This window comes from Enterobacter cloacae complex sp. HYC033_NIDB, from assembly GCF_056673335.1.
The window spans coordinates 25,177-38,444 of record NZ_CP115125.1; the positions used below are offsets into that span (position 1 = coordinate 25,177).

Here is a 13,268-nt window from a genome sequence, read left to right on the forward strand (position 1 = left end):
ATTTAACTCCTGACTCTTTTATGACAACATCATAGTTATGTTCAAAGTCATCAAAGTTAATAATTGCAGCCCTGTCTAATAATCGAGGCGTCAGCGTCTGTACAGTTTCATCTTGGTTTATAGTGCCTAAGAATCTAAGGTACTCTGGAACTAATAAGTATGAATAGTCTGGTAAATCTTTGAGGAAACGCTCTAAATTCCTTAGAGGATGAAAAATGCTTACGTATTTGAGATATAGTTCCTTTTGTAAAGCTTCTTATGTCTGAGTTTTGAGCTATTTTGTTTCCGTACGTTGAAATGATCTGATCATCTGAAATAAAATCAATCACTTCATCGATTTGCTCAAGGTTTCTCTTTATATTTGACAGGTATGATATTTTATTTTTAGGGTTACTGGCTATGTTTGCAATGCATTTTTGAATGCCAATTTTTCCAATGTGGTATTGCGGGATTCTATTCAGGGGGGTGTTTATAGGTTTTAAGTTTAATGTATATGTGTCAGATGATTCATCATGAGATGCTATAAAATCGAATGGTCCAAAGATATAATCATTTTCTTCAATAACTATGGTCTTTGTTGTTGGCTTTATATCTGTGACTAAAAGAGGGTTTTCGGGTATAGGCAGTTTACCATCTATAATTTGACTGACCTGGAGTCCTTTTATTTCTTCACAAGCATTAAATCTTGTTACATACTTACAGTCTCCTTCTTTTTTTTCGAAGTTCGTCGGTGAGCAAGAGACCTCAAATAAGTTGTCTTTAAATTTCTCCTTAATTTCAGAAAAACCACCTGTTACGAATACTTGCTCTGTTTCGCAGAAAAAGTCGCTTTGATTGATTGGTATTATTTCGCCGTTACTAAACACTTCATAATATGCTTTTAACTTTCCAAACTGATCTTCACGTTCACCATAAAAAGCTTGGTCAATAGTGCATAAAACTTTCCTATCATTAGCATTCATTTTTAACTTCCATCTTTGTCGACAAATGAGATTTATCCTATCAGTTCCGTATCTCTTATCAATTTTTTTCTCTACTTATTAAAATGTCTATTTGAAAAAGTAGACTTTCTGCGATACGCTTTGACCGGGTCACCGGACCCGTTTTTTCACACAGCACACCGGGCTTTTCCGGCCCAGGAGATCAGACCGTGACCGATCACTCAGAGGAACGGGTACCGCCCGTTCCGTCGCTCAGCCTGAACGGGGAACACCTGCCCGCCGTTGCCGGTCATGCCGGCCTTTCTGATCCGGCCCGCGCCTATCTTCTTTCCCTGAACTCTCCCCGCAGTCGCCGGACCATGGCCTCCTTTCTCGGGATCGTCGCCCGGATGCTTGGCTTCGCCGGGCCCGACACCTGTACCTGGGGCAGCCTGCGGCGTCATCATGTGATGGCCATCACTGAGATGCTCCGGGATACGGGGCGCGCAACGGCCACCATCAACACCTATCTGGCCGCGCTGAAAGGGGTGGCGAAGGAGGCCTGGATGCTGCGGCTGATGGACGTGGACAGCTTCCAGCATATCCGCGCCGTGCGGAACCTGCGTGGCAGCCGGCTGCCGCGGGGGCGGGCACTGCCGGCGGCGGAGATCCGCCAGCTTTTTGCCGCATGTGATGCCGATCGCAGCAGTCTGGGTCCGCGGGACGCGGCCCTGCTGGCGGTGATGCTCGGGTGCGGGCTGCGTCGCTCGGAGGCGGTGGGCCTCTGTATCGGTGACGTTGTCACGGAGGAGCGGGCGCTGCGGGTCACCGGAAAGGGCAACAGGGAGCGGCTGGCCTTTCTGCCGGCAGGAAGCTGGCAGCGGCTGCAGGTGTGGGTAGACCAGGTCCGGGGTGAGGCGCCGGGTCCCCTTTTCACCCGTATCCGCCGGTTTGACACCCTGACGGACGACCGGCTGACTGACCAGGCGGTGTACCATATCCTCCAGGTGCGGCAGCGCCAGGCCGGAATTACCAAATGCGCCCCCCACGATCTGCGCCGGACATTTGCAACCGCCCTGCTCGATAACGGGGAGGATCTCATCACGGTGAAGGACGCGATGGGGCATGCCAGCGTTGCCACCACCCAGCAGTATGACCGGCGGGGAGAACGACGGCTGCGTGAGGCCCGCGACCGGCTGAACCTGACCGGCTAAACAATCGCACGGCCCTGTGGATCAGGGCGCCCCGGTTAGCCTTACTCCTGCGTTCTGCCAGGGGTCGTCTCAGAATTCGGAAAATAAAGCACGCTAAGGCGTAGTCACCCCGTGACTCCCCCGCGCCGATGCAGCGAGCTTCGTTCCGTCTTGCAGTGACGCAATCAGCGGGCAGGAAACGTTCCCTTTCCGCGCATGGCAGGCGCACACCAGTTCAGACAGCACGGCCTCCATGCGTGCCAAGTCGGCCATCTTCTCGCGCACATCCTTGAGCTTGTGCTCGGCCAGGCCGCTGGCTTCCTCGCAATGGGTGCCATCCTCCAGCCGCAGTAGCTCGGCGATTTCGTCCAGGCTAAAGCCCAGCCGCTGGGCCGATTTCACGAACCGCACTCGTGTTACATCCGCCTCGCCATAGCGGCGAATGCTGCCATAGGGCTTGTCTGGCTCCGGCAGCAGGCCCTTGCGCTGGTAGAACCGGATGGTCTCCACATTGACCCCGGCCGCCTTGGCAAAAACGCCAATGGTCAGATTCTCAAAATTAATTTGCATATCGCTTGACTCCGTACATAACTACGGAAGTAAGCTTAAGCTATCCAAACCAAATTTGAAAGGACAAGCGTATGTCTGAACCACAAAAGTCTGAACCACAAAAGTCTGAACCACAAAAGTCTGAACCACAAAACGGGCGCGGCGCGCTCTTCGCCGGTGGGCTGGCCGCCATTCTTGCGTCGGCCTGCTGCCTGGGGCCGCTGGTTTTGATCGCCTTGGGGTTCAGCGGGGCATGGATCGGCAACCTGACGGTGCTGGAACCCTATCGCCCGATCTTCATCGGCGCAGCGCTGGTCGCGCTGTTTTTCGCCTGGCGGCGCATCTACCGCCCGGCGCAAGCCTGCAAACCGGGTGAGGTCTGCGCGATTCCCCAAGTGCGAGCTACTTACAAGCTCATTTTCTGGATCGTGGCCGCGCTGGTCCTGGTCTCGCTCGGATTTCCCTACGTCATGCCATTTTTCTATTAATCACAGGAGTTCATCATGAAAAAACTGTTTGCCGCCCTCGCCCTCGCTGCCGTTGTTGCCCCCGTGTGGGCCGCCACCCAGACCGTCACGCTGTCCGTGCCTGGCATGACCTGCGCCTCTTGCCCGATCACTGTCAAGCACGCGCTTTCCAAGGTTGAGGGCGTGAGCAAGACCGACGTAAGTTTCGACAAGCGCCAGGCCGTCGTCACCTTCGACGATGCCAAGACCAACGTCCAGAAGTTGACCAAGGCGACCGAGGACGCGGGCTATCCGTCCAGCCTCAAACGCTGATCCGTTAACCGAACTCGGGAGCGACACATGGGACTCATCACGCGCATCGCTGGCAAAACCGGCGCGCTCGGCAGCGTCGTTTCCGCGATGGGCTGCGCCGCCTGTTTTCCTGCCATCGCCAGCTTTGGCGCGGCCATCGGACTGGGCTTCTTGAGCCAGTACGAGGGGCTATTCATTGGCATCCTGCTGCCGATGTTCGCCGGCATCGCGTTACTCGCCAATGCTATCGCTTGGCTCAATCATCGACAGTGGCGACGCACGGCGCTCGGCACGATAGGCCCGATCTTGGTGCTGGCAGCGGTGTTTTTAATGCGGGCTTACGGCTGGCAGAGCGGTGGACTGCTCTATGTCGGCCTGGCCTTGATGGTTGGGGTGTCGGTCTGGGATTTCATCTCGCCAGCACATCGCCGCTGCGGGCCGGACAGCTGTGAATTGCCAGAACAACGTGGCTGACGGCAACAGCCGTAGCCACCACAGAAAAGGAAAAATACATGACCACCCTGAAAATCACCGGGATGACCTGCGACTCGTGCGCGGCTCACGTCAAGGAAGCCTTGGAGAAAGTGCCCGGCGTGCAATCGGCGCTGGTGTCCTATCCGAAGGGCACAGCGCAACTCGCCATTGAGGCGGGCACGTCATCGGATGCGCTGACTACCGCCGTGGCCGGGCTGGGCTACGAGGCAACGCTTGCCGATGCGCCACCGACGGACAACCGCGCCGGCCTGCTCGACAAGATGCGCGGCTGGATAGGGGCCGCTGATAAGCCCAGTGGCAACGAACGCCCGTTGCAGGTCGTCGTCATTGGTAGCGGTGGAGCCGCGATGGCGGCAGCACTGAAGGCCGTCGAGCAAGGCGCGCAGGTCACGCTGATTGAGCGCGGCACCATCGGCGGCACCTGCGTCAACGTCGGTTGTGTGCCGTCCAAGATCATGATCCGCGCCGCCCACATCGCCCATCTGCGCCGGGAAAGCCCATTCGACGGCGGCATGCCACCCACACCGCCGACGATCTTGCGCGAGCGGCTGCTGGCCCAGCAGCAGGCCCGTGTCGAAGAACTCCGTCATGCCAAGTACGAAGGCATCCTGGACGGCAATTCAGCCATCACCGTTCTGCACGGTGAAGCGCGTTTCAAGGACGACCAGAGCCTTATCGTTAGTTTGAACGAGGGTGGCGAGCGCGTCGTGATGTTCGACCGCTGCCTGGTCGCCACGGGTGCCAGCCCGGCGGTCCCGCCGATTCCGGGCTTGAAAGAGTCACCCTACTGGACTTCCACCGAGGCCCTGGCGAGCGACACCATTCCCGAACGCCTTGCCGTAATCGGCTCGTCGGTGGTGGCGCTGGAGCTGGCGCAAGCCTTTGCCCGGCTGGGCAGCAAGGTCACGGCCCTGGCGCGCAATACCTTGTTCTTCCGTGAAGACCCGGCCATCGGCGAGGCGGTGACAGCCGCTTTCCGTGCCGAGGGCATCGAGGTGCTGGAGCACACGCAAGCCAGCCAGGTCGCCCATATGGACGGTGAATTCGTGCTGACCACCACGCACGGTGAATTGCGCGCCGACAAGCTGCTGGTCGCCACCGGCCGGACACCGAACACGCGCAGCCTGGCATTGGAAGCGGCGGGGGTAGCCGTCAATGCGCAGGGGGCCATCGTCATCGACAAGGGCATGCGCACCAGTAGCCCGAACATCTACGCGGCCGGCGACTGCACCGACCAGCCGCAGTTCGTCTATGTGGCGGCAGCGGCCGGCACTCGTGCGGCGATCAACATGACTGGCGGCGATGCGGCCCTGGACCTGACCGCAATGCCGGCCGTGGTGTTCACCGACCCGCAGGTCGCCACCGTGGGCTACAGCGAGGCGGAAGCACATCACGACGGGATCGAGACCGACAGTCGCCTGCTAACACTGGATAACGTGCCGCGTGCGCTTGCCAACTTCGACACACGCGGCTTCATCAAGCTGGTCATCGAGGAAGGTAGCGGACGGCTCATCGGCGTGCAAGCGGTGGCCCCGGAAGCGGGTGAACTGATCCAGACGGCGGTGCTCGCCATTCGCAACCGTATGACCGTGCAGGAACTGGCCGACCAATTGTTCCCCTACCTGACCATGGTCGAAGGGCTGAAGCTCGCGGCGCAGACCTTCAGCAAGGACGTGAAGCAGCTTTCGTGCTGCGCCGGATGAGGAAAAGGAGGTGTTCAATGAGCGCCTACACAGTGTCCCGGCTGGCCCTTGATGCCGGGGTGAGCGTGCATATCGTGCGCGACTACCTGCTGCGCGGATTGCTACGGCCGGTCGCGTACACCACGGGCGGCTACGGCTTGTTCGATGACACCGCGTTGCAACGGCTGCGCTTTGTACGGGCTGCCTTCGAAGCGGGTATCGGCCTGGACGCACTGGCGCGGCTGTGCCGGGCGCTGGATGCTGCGGACGGTGACGGTGCGTCTGCGCAGCTTGCCGTGTTGCGGCAACTCGTCGAGCGTCGGCGCGAGGCCCTGGCCAGCCTCGAAATGCAACTGGCCGCCATGCCAACCGAACCGGCACAGCACGCGGAGAGTCTGCCATGAACAGCCCAGAGCACTTGCCGTCTGAGACGCACAAACCGATCACCGGCTACTTGTGGGGCGCGCTGGCCGTGCTCACCTGTCCCTGCCATTTGCCGATTCTCGCCATTGTGCTAGCCGGCACGACGGCCGGCGCGTTCATCGGGGTGCACTGGGGTATTGCAGCCCTCACGCTGACCGGCTTGTTTGTCCTGTCTGTGACGCGGCTGCTGCGGGCCTTCAAGGGAAGATCATGACCGCTTCCCAGCCAGCCGAGAGTGGGCAGCTTTGAGCTTCGCTACCAATCTGGAGGAGTACCACCATGAACGCAAACGCCCCGAACACTGCCAGTTGCACCACCTGCTGCGTATGCTGCAAAGAAATTCCGCTCGATGCCGCCTTCACCCCGGAAGGCGCGGAATACGTCGAACATTTCTGCGGGCTGGATTGCTATGAACGCTTCCAGGCACGCGCCAAGGCCGCGACAGAATCTGACATTGCGCCTGTCCCTGGCGGTTCGCAGCCGTCAGATTGAGGCATACCCTAACTTGGCGTCAGACCATCCGGCGCTAAATCGTCAGAATAGAGTTGCCTTCCGAATTGATTGACATACGCCGTCAAGGGTCATAGATTTCTTCCTGACACATTTCCCTCAGGAGGATACCTTGCACGGCACTGTTGCAAATAGTCGGTGGTGATAAACTTATCATCCCCTTTTGCTGATGGAGCTGCACATGAACCCATTCAAAGGCCGGCATTTTCAGCGTGACATCATTCTGTGGGCCGTACGCTGGTACTGCAAATACGGCATCAGTTACCGTGAGCTGCAGGAGATGCTGGCTGAACGCGGAGTGAATGTCGATCACTCCACGATTTACCGCTGGGTTCAGCGTTATGCGCCTGAAATGGAAAAACGGCTGCGCTGGTACTGGCGTAACCCTTCCGATCTTTGCCCGTGGCACATGGATGAAACCTACGTGAAGGTCAATGGCCGCTGGGCGTATCTGTACCGGGCCGTCGACAGCCGGGGCCGCACTGTCGATTTTTATCTCTCCTCCCGTCGTAACAGCAAAGCTGCATACCGGTTTCTGGGTAAAATCCTCAACAACGTGAAGAAGTGGCAGATCCCGCGATTCATCAACACGGATAAAGCGCCCGCCTATGGTCGCGCGCTTGCTCTGCTCAAACGCGAAGGCCGGTGCCCGTCTGACGTTGAACACCGACAGATTAAGTACCGGAACAACGTGATTGAATGCGATCATGGCAAACTGAAACGGATAATCGGCGCCACGCTGGGATTTAAATCCATGAAGACGGCTTACGCCACCATCAAAGGTATTGAGGTGATACGTGCACTACGCAAAGGCCAGGCCTCAGCATTTTATTATGGTGATCCCCTGGGCGAAATGCGCCTGGTAAGCAGAGTTTTTGAAATGTAAGGCCTTTGAATAAGACAAAAGGCTGCCTCATCGCTAACTTTGCAACAGTGCCCCTAATCGTGTTCAGCAGAATAGCCGGAGGAAGTTTCCTACTGTCGATAAGAAAGGATTGGCACAGGGAGTGTGAATATCGAAACACCATCACAGAATAATGCCAGATAGAAATGCGATAGTAGGGTTGGATATTTAAATAAGGAGCATCCCGACTTAAAATGAATATGACTGCGTAACCAGGCGCAATAAAAAAAGCGAAAGAATCGCTTTTATTCTGGTTGTTTTTTCGAAGAGTGACCGTTTTCTGAGATGACAAGAAATAAGGAAGTCCTATGATCGCTAGCGGAATAGTTCAAAAACTGAATGCGCAAATGAATCAGGAGTTTTATACCTCAAATTTGTATCTTCAGCTCAGCCAGAGGTGCAGCGAGAATAGCCTTAATGGCACCGCACTATTTTTGCGTCATCAGGCGCAAAATACGGTGACGCAAATGATGCGCATGTACGAATACATCAAACAGAGCGGCGCCACGCCGGTGTTACAGGAGCAACACGCCCGGTGCGGTGAATTTTCCACGCTGGAAGATCTGTTTGAGCAGACGGTAAGCGATTACCAGAAGCGCATTAATGCGCTGACCTCTTTGACGGAAGACGCCCAGGCAGCAAACGATAAGTCAGCGATTAACTTCCTGAAGCGATACAGAAAAGAGGAAATCGTGGACGGGACGCTGTTGCAAATCATTCTGGATGAAGTCCGCAGCGCTAAAAAAGCGGGCATCAACATGCAGCAAACCGACCACTATCTGGTTGGCGTGATCGATCGCTATCACTAAATCAATTTCGCAGTACGAGGAGGTTTTTAGACTGGCCCCCTGAATCTCCAGACAGTTGGTATCACTTAAGTTAGTGATAGTCTTAATACTAGTTTTTAGACTAGTCGTTGGAGTCCGAATGATTGATGTTTTAGGTCCAGAGAAGCGCAGACGGCGAAGTGTTCAGGAAAAAATCGCCATTGTTCAGCAGAGTTTTGAGCCCGGAATGACCGTGTCGCTGGTCGCCCGTCAGCATGGCGTTGCTGCCAGTCAGCTGTTCCTGTGGCGTAAGCAGTATCAGGAAGGCAGCCTTACAGCCGTTGCCGCAGGAGAACAGGTTGTGCCCGCGTCGGAGCTGGCATCTGCGATGAAGCAAATTAAAGAGCTGCAACGCCTGTTGGGCAAGAAAACCATGGAAAACGAGCTGCTAAAAGAAGCCGTTGAATATGGCCGACAAAAAAAGTGGATAGCGCACGTGCCCTTGTTGCCGGAGGATGGCGAATAAGCCTTGTCAGTCGTTGCCTCCGGGTCTCACGTGCGCAACTGCATGCCATGGCCCGTCGGTCGAAGGACTGGCAGGATCGTCGGTGCAAGCGCAAGCCTGATGATACTGACGCGCTGGCCCGTATCCATACCGTTATCGGCGATCTGCCCACCTATGGTTATCGTCGGGTATGGGCACTGCTGCGCAGACAATCAGAAACTGACGACATGGCGGTGATCAATGCCAAACGCGTATACCGCATCATGCGTCAGAATGCGCTGCTGCTTGAGCGTAAACCGGAAATACCGCCATCGAAGCGGGCGCATACAGGGAAAGTGGCCGTTGGAGAAAGTAACCAGCGGTGGTGCTCTGACGGCTTCGAGTTCAGCTGTGATAACGGTGAAAAACTGCGGGTCACGTTCGCTCTGGACTGTTGCGATCGCGAGGCACTTTACTGGGCGGCCAGTAACGGTGGATATGACAGTGAAACCGTGCAGGACGTCATGCTGGGTGCCGTGGAGCGTCGTTTCGGTAACAGCCTGCCGACATCCCCAGTTGAGTGGCTGACAGACAACGGTTCAGCCTACCGTTCTTATCAGACGCGTCAGTTCGCCAGAATGGTAGGACTGGAGCCTAAACATACGGCGGTACGTAGCCCGGAAAGCAACGGGATGGCAGAGAGCTTCGTGAAAACGATGAAGCGCGATTACATCAGCATCATGCCGAAACCCGACGGGTTAACAGCGGTAAAGAACCTTGCGGAGGCCTTCGAACATTACAACGAATGGCATCCGCATAGTGCACTGGGGTATCGTTCGCCACGGGAATATCTGCGGCGGCGAACCAGTAATGGGTTAAGTGATAAAAAGTGTATGGAAATATAGGGGCCAATCCAGTTTTACGCCTCCTCAGAAAATCTGTTTTACATCAGAAACAGAGGTTTATGCCAGTGAACATTTGATACCCAACACGTCATAGTGATTTTTTAACTTAGCGTTTTTATATCGTGCCAAAAATGTCTCTGCTTGTGTCTTTATATTAAGGAAGGTGCGAATAAGCAGGTCATTTCTTCCCAAGCTGACTCGCTGATTAAAATTTCGCGGATCTGGGCCGATTTTTTTCCCGCAAACACATCGAATCAGCCTATTTAGGCTATTTTTTCCACCATTTCTGGCGTTATTTCCGGTTTTTACTGAGATCTCTCCCACTGACGTATCATTTGGTCCACCCGAAACAGGTTGGCCAGGGTGAATAACATCGCCAGTTGGTTATCGTTTTTCAGCAGCCCCTTGTATCTGGCTTTCACGAAGCCGAACTGCCGCTTGATGATGCGAAACGGGTGCTCCACCCTGGCACGGATGCTGGCTTTCATGTATTCGATGTTGATGGCCGTTTTGTTCTTGCGCGGATGCTGCTTCAAGGTTTTTACCCTGCCGGGACGCTCGGCGATCAGCCAGTCCACATCCACCTCGGCCAGCTCCTCGCGCTGTGGCGCTCCTTGGTAGCCGGCATCGGCTGAGACAAATTGCTCCTCTCCATGAAGCAGATTACCCAGCTGATTGAGGTCATGCTCGTTGGCCGCGGTGGTGACCAGGCTGTGGGTCAGGCCACTCTTGGCATCGACACCAATGTGGGCCTTCATGCCAAAGTGCCACTGATTGCCTTTCTTGGTCTGATGCATCTCCGGATCGCGTTGCTGCTCATTGTTCTTGGTCGAGCTGGGTGCCTCAATGATGGTGGCATCCACCAAAGTGCCTTGGGTCATCATGACGCCTGCTTCGGCCAGCCAGCGATTGATGGTCTTGAACAATTGACGGGCCAGTTGATGCTGCTCGAGCAGGTGGCGGAAATTCATGATGGTGGTGCGATCCGGCAGGGCGCTATCCAGGGATAATCGGGCAAACAGGCGCATGGAGGCGATTTCGTACAGGGCATCTTCCATGGCACCGTCGCTCAGGTTGTACCAATGCTGCATGCAGTGAATACGCAGCATGGTCTCCAGCGGATAGGGCCGTCGGCCATTGCCCGCCTTGGGATAAAACGGCTCGATGACAGCGGTCATATTCTGCCATGGCAGAATCTGCTCCATGCGGGAGAGGAAAATCTCTTTTCGGGTCTGACGGCGCTTAGTGCTGAATTCACTATCGGCGAAGGTGAGTTGATGGCTCATGATGTCCCTCTGGGATGCGCTCCGGATGAATATGATGATCTCATATCAGGAACTTGTTCGCACCTTCCCTAAGTCACCGGCGGCTTGCCTGCCACACATTGAACATTACAGACCAATTAGCACTTTGTCACCGGGGAAAGATGTAAAGATTATGTATAAATAGATTGGCTTAGAAGTGACATTTCAACTTTGGAGAAACAGGTGACATTTTAAACTTGCTTTAACAAAATTTTGGGACTGACCGAAACAAAAAGGCCAGCCCCGGAGGGCTGGCTATTCAGTACAGGGCAATGACAGGTTTCTTGATGCCGCAGGCGTGAGCGTAGCGGGTCAGTGTGTCGATGCTGGCTTTGGTGATGTTGTTTTCCAGGCGAGAAATAACCGGAGGTGTAACCCCCATGCGTTCAGCAACCTGCGCTTTTGTCAGGTTGTCATGCTTGCGCCATTCAGCAAGCAGCTCCCTGAGCTTTTCCTTACGTTCTTCTTCCTGCCATGCAGCGCGATATTCATCGTCCTGCATCCACTCGTTATGCAGTTCTTTATGGCTTACCAGTTTCATTAAGTACCTCCGCTAACCGCTTTTTGGCGAGATCGATTTCTTTCGCTGGCGTTTTCTGTGACTTCTTGATGAAAACACGGAGCATGATGATGGTATTGCCTTTGTGGTATACCCAGATTCCCCTGGCTATGTCCGTCCCCATCGTGCGGATCTCAAAAAGTCCATCGCCCAGGGGCTTCGTGTCCGGCTCCCGCAGTAATCGGGCGTCATACTCCAGTTTGCCGATGAGACGGTCAAACTTCACCCTGATTTTTACGGGTAATGCTGTGGCTTCTTCCCTGGCTTCCGGGTGATAAACAACGCTAAACATGTGACCTCCCATTTCTATTAATATTAACCTATAGGCTAATTTCAGACAAGGTAGAATTAACCTATAAGCTAATTTTGTTGGCAGTTATCGTGGCTACCCGGTCACTACCCTGTTAGCGTGAGTTTTCGTTCCACTGAGGAAGGGGGCCGCTTGGAAAACGGAATCTATGGTCACTCCCGTTTTTGCAACACCGATTTTGACGACAAGTTGGCTTGCTTGAATCTATCCGGCGTCTGAATGGGATTTTATTCCCGCGCCTTGATGAGTTCCGCGCCTGATGAACCTCCAGAAAATATACGGCTTCAATGAGCCTTTCCGTTTTACAGGTTCCTCAACAGGCCGGTGGGCCGTTAGTATCATCAATATCAGTATTCGCAAAACCAGATCAGTAATTCTTTAAACCGGTGTATTTCTGCCGTTATGCTACATAAGTTTGCTGTCGTGCCGTTAGGGCCCAGGCTATTCTGGCCAGCTTGTTTGCCAGAGCACAAGTGACGACAAAGTTGCTTTTCCGGCACAGTAAATCCCTGACCCAATCGGCCAATTTGCCAGACTGGTGTTCCAGTTTTTGTATGAATACCCTGGCACATTGAACCAACAAAGTTCGGATCTTTTTATTACCTCGCTTACTAATTCCCAGCAATGTCGTCCTACCTCCCGTGCTGTACTGCCTCCCGTCGCCAATCTCAGTTGAAATAGTACTCGCTGTCAGTGTTCCGACGCAGGGAATGCTCAGCAAGCGCTGTCCAACCTCATCTTCGTCCAACTTTCGTTTCAACTGGGATTCCAAATCTTTAATCTGCTCAACAAGATAGTGATAATGCTGTTGTAATTTCAGCAATAACTGGCTGAGGTAAAGAGGCAAACTATTATCCTCAAGAATGGTACTCAGTCGGCTAATAACGGCAGCTCCTCGGGGAACGCTAATGCCAAATTCCAGCAGAAAAGCATGCATTTGATTGGTTGTTTTTACCTTATCCTGAACCAGGGATTCACGGACACGATGCAGAGCCCGCATTGCCTGCTGAGATTCCGTTCTGGGCTGCACAAAACGCATAGACGGACGCGATGCAGCTTCACAAATAGCTTCGGCGTCGACAAAGTCGTTTTTATTGCTTTTAACGAACGGGCGGACAAATTGTGGTGATATCAGCTTTGGGGAATGCCCCAACTCTTCCAACTTGCGTGCCATAAAGTGAGAACCGCCACAGGCTTCCATTGCGATGGTTGTAGCGGGGCATGTCGCCAAAAATTCGATCAACTTTGGCCGGGTAAATTTTTTACGGTAAACAGCCTTCCCGCGACGATCCTGGCAATGAATATGGAAAGAGTTTTTACCCAGATCGATACCAATGAGCGCAATGTTTTCCATGATAGTTCTCCGAATGAAAGCCTGTCCTCAGCATAGTACCGGGAAGGAGGGAGTGACCATCTCATTAAATAAAGCACGTTAAGCCCATTGCAGACTCTAGATATTGACGAGTACGTCGGGTTTTCTCTTGTTTGAGTTGCCTCTTGTGGTA

General features: G+C 54.1%; 16 protein-coding genes and 1 pseudogene. 11 read left to right on the top strand and 6 right to left on the bottom strand.

Translation table 11 applies throughout. The features are described 5' to 3' along the window. Positions 1-134: 134 nt before the first annotated feature. Positions 135-962, bottom strand: coding sequence for a hypothetical protein (locus O1721_RS24735; protein WP_022652267.1), 828 nt, complete (start codon positions 960-962; stop codon positions 135-137). A 236-nt stretch (positions 963-1,198) separates the two neighbouring features. On the opposite strand from O1721_RS24735, the gene O1721_RS24740 reads away from it, so the two are divergent. Next, a complete protein-coding gene (locus tag O1721_RS24740; RefSeq protein WP_176602932.1) occupies positions 1,199-2,134 on the top strand; it encodes a tyrosine-type recombinase/integrase in 936 nt (311 codons plus the stop codon). A gap of 93 nt (positions 2,135-2,227) precedes the next feature. Here O1721_RS24740 and merR read toward each other — a convergent pair whose 3' ends face one another. Next, on the bottom strand, positions 2,228-2,683 hold the full coding sequence (gene merR, locus O1721_RS24745) for an Hg(II)-responsive transcriptional regulator (protein WP_001166628.1): 456 nt from the start codon (positions 2,681-2,683) through the stop codon (positions 2,228-2,230). 71 nt (positions 2,684-2,754) lie between these two features. On the opposite strand from merR, the gene merT reads away from it, so the two are divergent. The 10 genes and pseudogenes from merT to O1721_RS24795 all read left to right on the top strand — a co-directional run bounded on the left by merT (position 2,755) and on the right by O1721_RS24795 (position 9,590). After that, entirely contained in the window at positions 2,755-3,150 is a 396-nt protein-coding gene (gene merT / locus O1721_RS24750) for a mercuric ion transporter MerT (RefSeq protein ID WP_001294653.1), read from the top strand. Positions 3,151-3,165: 15 nt separating this feature from the next. After that, entirely contained in the window at positions 3,166-3,441 is a 276-nt protein-coding gene (gene merP, locus O1721_RS24755) for a mercury resistance system periplasmic binding protein MerP (protein ID WP_000732275.1), read from the top strand. Positions 3,442-3,468: 27 nt separating this feature from the next. Continuing rightward, entirely contained in the window at positions 3,469-3,894 is a 426-nt protein-coding gene (gene merC / locus O1721_RS24760) for an organomercurial transporter MerC (RefSeq protein ID WP_000522996.1), read from the top strand. Positions 3,895-3,932: 38 nt separating this feature from the next. Beyond that, entirely contained in the window at positions 3,933-5,618 is a 1,686-nt protein-coding gene (gene merA / locus O1721_RS24765; protein WP_000209296.1) for a mercury(II) reductase, read from the top strand. Positions 5,619-5,635: 17 nt separating this feature from the next. Beyond that, positions 5,636-6,001, top strand: coding sequence for a mercury resistance co-regulator MerD (merD, locus tag O1721_RS24770; protein WP_001277466.1), 366 nt, complete (start codon positions 5,636-5,638; stop codon positions 5,999-6,001). After that, complete coding sequence (gene merE / locus O1721_RS24775) at positions 5,998-6,234, top strand: broad-spectrum mercury transporter MerE (protein ID WP_022652270.1); 237 nt, start codon at positions 5,998-6,000, stop codon at positions 6,232-6,234. The genes merD and merE overlap by 4 nt, the downstream gene beginning before the upstream one ends. Positions 6,235-6,284: 50 nt before the next feature. Beyond that, a pseudogene (locus O1721_RS24780) lies at positions 6,285-6,512 on the top strand (DUF3330 domain-containing protein); the annotation flags it as partial. 199 nt (positions 6,513-6,711) lie between these two features. Then, entirely contained in the window at positions 6,712-7,416 is a 705-nt protein-coding gene (locus O1721_RS24785; RefSeq protein ID WP_031976079.1) for an IS6-like element IS26 family transposase, read from the top strand. Positions 7,417-7,742: 326 nt separating this feature from the next. Beyond that, positions 7,743-8,243: a non-heme ferritin-like protein gene (locus tag O1721_RS24790; RefSeq protein WP_001752509.1), complete on the top strand. Its 501-nt coding sequence runs from the start codon at positions 7,743-7,745 to the stop codon at positions 8,241-8,243. Between the two features lie 118 nt (positions 8,244-8,361). Beyond that, a protein-coding gene (locus O1721_RS24795) for an IS3-like element ISEc27 family transposase (protein WP_148116659.1) occupies positions 8,362-9,590 on the top strand; the annotation gives its coding sequence in 2 pieces (ribosomal slippage) (positions 8,362-8,677 and positions 8,677-9,590; 1,230 coding nt in all). Between the two features lie 305 nt (positions 9,591-9,895). Here the strand turns inward: O1721_RS24795 and O1721_RS24800 are convergent. The 4 genes from O1721_RS24800 to O1721_RS24815 form a co-directional block, all read right to left on the bottom strand. Next, positions 9,896-10,876, bottom strand: a complete 981-nt coding sequence (locus O1721_RS24800; protein WP_016947617.1) for an IS5-like element ISKpn26 family transposase — start codon at positions 10,874-10,876, stop codon at positions 9,896-9,898. Positions 10,877-11,153: 277 nt separating this feature from the next. Continuing rightward, positions 11,154-11,435, bottom strand: a complete 282-nt coding sequence (locus O1721_RS24805) for a helix-turn-helix domain-containing protein (protein ID WP_000780222.1) — start codon at positions 11,433-11,435, stop codon at positions 11,154-11,156. Further along, positions 11,416-11,745: a type II toxin-antitoxin system RelE/ParE family toxin gene (locus tag O1721_RS24810; protein ID WP_000493286.1), complete on the bottom strand. Its 330-nt coding sequence runs from the start codon at positions 11,743-11,745 to the stop codon at positions 11,416-11,418. Before O1721_RS24810 ends, O1721_RS24805 begins: the two co-directional genes overlap by 20 nt. A gap of 418 nt (positions 11,746-12,163) precedes the next feature. Further along, positions 12,164-13,117, bottom strand: coding sequence for an IS110 family RNA-guided transposase (locus O1721_RS24815; protein WP_022652300.1), 954 nt, complete (start codon positions 13,115-13,117; stop codon positions 12,164-12,166). Positions 13,118-13,268 lie beyond the last annotated feature (151 nt).